At 66.5% G+C, this 2,915-nt stretch carries 3 protein-coding genes; 2 read left to right on the top strand and 1 reads right to left on the bottom strand.

Annotation, left to right across the window (positions count from 1 at the left end):
• Window positions 1-212: 212 nt before the first annotated feature.
• Both QM597_RS02715 and QM597_RS02710 read left to right on the top strand, forming a co-directional pair.
• A complete protein-coding gene (locus QM597_RS02715) occupies window positions 213-803 on the top strand; it encodes a type IV toxin-antitoxin system AbiEi family antitoxin domain-containing protein (protein ID WP_415003337.1) in 591 nt (196 codons plus the stop codon).
• Complete coding sequence (locus QM597_RS02710) at window positions 800-1,759, top strand: nucleotidyl transferase AbiEii/AbiGii toxin family protein (RefSeq protein ID WP_415003336.1); 960 nt, start codon at window positions 800-802, stop codon at window positions 1,757-1,759. The genes QM597_RS02715 and QM597_RS02710 overlap by 4 nt, the downstream gene beginning before the upstream one ends.
• Window positions 1,760-1,838: 79 nt before the next feature.
• Here the strand turns inward: QM597_RS02710 and QM597_RS02705 are convergent.
• Window positions 1,839-2,915, bottom strand: a 1,077-nt coding sequence (locus QM597_RS02705; protein WP_415003335.1) for a plasmid pRiA4b ORF-3 family protein, incomplete at its 5' end; no start/stop codon positions are given.

Genomic DNA, 2,915 nt, shown 5'->3' with positions numbered 1-2,915 from the left:
GTGGTTTTTATCCATCTCTGGGATCGAGGAATACGTCTCAGTTGTTCTTGGTTCGAGTCCAAGCACCCTGGCCAATTCCGGTCTACTCAAACCGTCGTCTCTGTTCTTCGTGAGGTTTGAGTGAAGGTCGGCTGACCATAGCGAGAAGAACGCGTGACCAGAGATGGATAAAAACCACACATGGCTGAGTGGCCTGTGCGAGGATTGTATCCATGAAGGAGTTGGATGAGTCGCTCCCGTCGACGTTCACGACGGAGACCTCACGGGCGCACGGTGTGCATCCGAGAGATCTGTATGCCTGGCGAGATGGCGGGCAGATCATCGAACTCTCGCGCGGGGTCTTCCGTCGGGCAGACGCGCCCCCGGCGTCGTACCCCGACATGATCGCCGTGGCGCACCGCGCTCCTCGCGCGATCGTGTGCTGTATCTCGGCGGCAGCGATCCATGACCTGACGGACGAGATGCCGGGGTCGGTGCAGATCGCGGTTCCCAAACGGTCGCACACGCCGGTGATCGCTTACCCGCCCGTGATGGTGTTTCGCTTCGAGGAGGCCACGTTTGAACTCGGTGTGACCGCGTTCGAGGCGGGGCCGGGGGAGCCGGTCCGCATCTACGACGCGGCGAGGACGGTGGTGGATCTCATGCGGTTCCGGAAGCGCCTTGGCGAGCCGATCGCGCACGCCGCGCTTTACCGATACCTGGCAGCACCGAATTCGAGACCGGCACTGCTGCTGGAGTACGCGGAGGCGCTGGGCACGTTCGGGCCGATGCGCGCTGCGCTCGATGTTGCGAGTGCCCGATGAGTCGGCCCACGCGAGAGAGCGCCGCAGGGCGCGCATACCTCGACTTGCAGAACCAGGCTCGCCGCCAGAACCGTGGCACGCAGGAACTGCTCACGATGTACATCGTCGAGCGCTGGCTGTCGCGCATGTCGCGCTCACCATACGCCGCGGACTTCATCCTGAAGGGCGGGATGTTGCTGGCTTCCTTCGGCACCCGCCGTCCAACGGTCGACGCCGACGCCCTCGCGCGCAACATGGCCTCTGATCAAGAGACCGTGGCCCGCCGCGTGGCCGAGATCGTCGCGATCGAAGACCCAGACGACGGCGTGGAGTTCCTGCCCGACACGGTCACCACCGCAGTGATCCGCGATGACGCGCTGTATTCCGGCGTGCGGGTGACGATGACGGCACGGCTCGCGACAGCGCAGGTCAAGCTGCGGCTCGACATCAACTTCGGCGACCCCGTCACTCCGGCCCCGCGACCAGTTGAGCTGCCGTCGCTGCGGCCGGACGCTCCGCCGATCCGCATCCTGGGCTACCCGATCGAGACGGTGCTCGCAGAGAAACTCGTCACCGCGATAGAACTGGGACGAGCGAATACGCGCGTGCGTGACTTCGCTGACATCCATCTCTTGACCGGCACACAGGCGCTCCAGTGCGGAGCACTGCGCGAAGCGCTCACGGCCACCGCAGGTTTCCGCGGGACCACGTTGATTCCGTTGACGCAGGCCGCCGAGGGGCTCGCAGTGCTGCGCAACTCCACCTATGTCGCCTACCGGAAGGGGCTCGGTGAGGCGGGCGCGAGTCTGCCGGAGAGGTTCTCCGACACCGTTGCTGCGGCTGCCGACTTCGTCGACCCGGCCCTGGACGGGCTCGACGCCAACGCCCTGTGGAGCCCCGTCGAACGGAAGTGGAACACGGCATCCGGCGCACCGTCTGAGCCGACCGAACCGGCTAAAGGTTGGGCAGGCCTGTGACGGTTTCTGCCGGACCTCGCGGCACGTGATCTGGTGACCAGATTGGTGACCAGAAACCCTCCTGCGGGCCACATAGCAGTCAGGCCCGTATGGCGGCCCGGGCGATGGCTGCGACAGCCGGGGTCACACCCGTGGGCTGCCCGTTCGTGCGCATCGCCCCCGCGAGCACGCGGAGCGCGTCGAGCGTGAGGCTCTCGGGCGAGGGCAGGCGGTAGGGATCCTCGCGGTCGCGCCAGCCGAGGTCGTACATGAGTTCGCTGATGCTTGCTTCCCAGAGTTCGGCAGGCTCCTCGTTCGCGACGACGGTGAGCGCCATCCAGCCGGCGTGCCGTTCGGCGGGGGTCGTTCCGAGTGGGAGTCGCCCGGTGATGTGCCGCAGGATCGCCTGCGGGTCGTCGCGACGTTTCGCGATGACCTGCGTGGGAGCGATGCGGCCCTTGCGCACCGACACGAGTCCGAGCGCTCGCGCCGCGGCGCGCAGCTCCCGGACGGGCCAGGTGAGATCTTCACGGTTGGCCTTGCCGATCCACCATTCGGTGATGCCCGTGCGGTGGGCGATCTGCTCGACAGCGGTGGGTCTCAGATACCCGGCGCTGGTCAGCGCCATACCGTCACCGATGACGTCGAGGAGCACACGGAACGGCTCGGTGAGATCGGCGGCCTCGTCGACGCTGACGTTCGTCGTGCCGGAAGCGGACGGATGAGCAAGCGCGTCGCGCAGACCGCGTGCGCCTCGGTTCCGTGCCACCTCCAGCAGAGACGCGAGCTCTTCGACGACGGGGATCGGCTCCGCAGTGACGGCGGCGATGAGCTCGTTCGTCTCATCGATGTCGAAGGCGTCGGGATGCCAGCCGTCGGGCAGCCACGCGTGCCCTTCCGCTGCGTTCTCGAACACCTCGGGGCGGAGCGCGTCGTCGTAGTCGCTGCGCACCCAGTCGGCGAGTTCGGCGTAACCCCAGACGCCTCCGCAGTCCTCCGGTGGGCAGGCGAGCTTTCCGCCGATGCACACCGGGGCAGGGGGAGGGCTGTCGAGCACCTTCTCGACGCGCAGGAGGTGCTTCCAGTCATCGCCGAAGTCGTAGTCGTACCAGAGACGGTCGCCGTCGGCGGACAGAATCTGATCGAGACGCACGTCGTCTTCGAGTATCCCCTCGTC

This window comes from Aeromicrobium sp. (assembly GCF_047607065.1).
Taxonomy (GTDB): domain Bacteria; phylum Actinomycetota; class Actinomycetes; order Propionibacteriales; family Nocardioidaceae; genus Aeromicrobium.
This window is presented reverse-complemented; position numbering and strand designations above follow the sequence as displayed.

Excerpts from the sequence above, each read along its gene's own strand:
- QM597_RS02710 (WP_415003336.1), top strand. The coding sequence starts at position 800 with ATGAGTCGGCCCACGCGAGAGAGCGCCGCAGGGCGCGCATACCTCGAC.
- QM597_RS02715 (WP_415003337.1), top strand. The coding sequence starts at position 213 with ATGAAGGAGTTGGATGAGTCGCTCCCGTCGACGTTCACGACGGAGACC.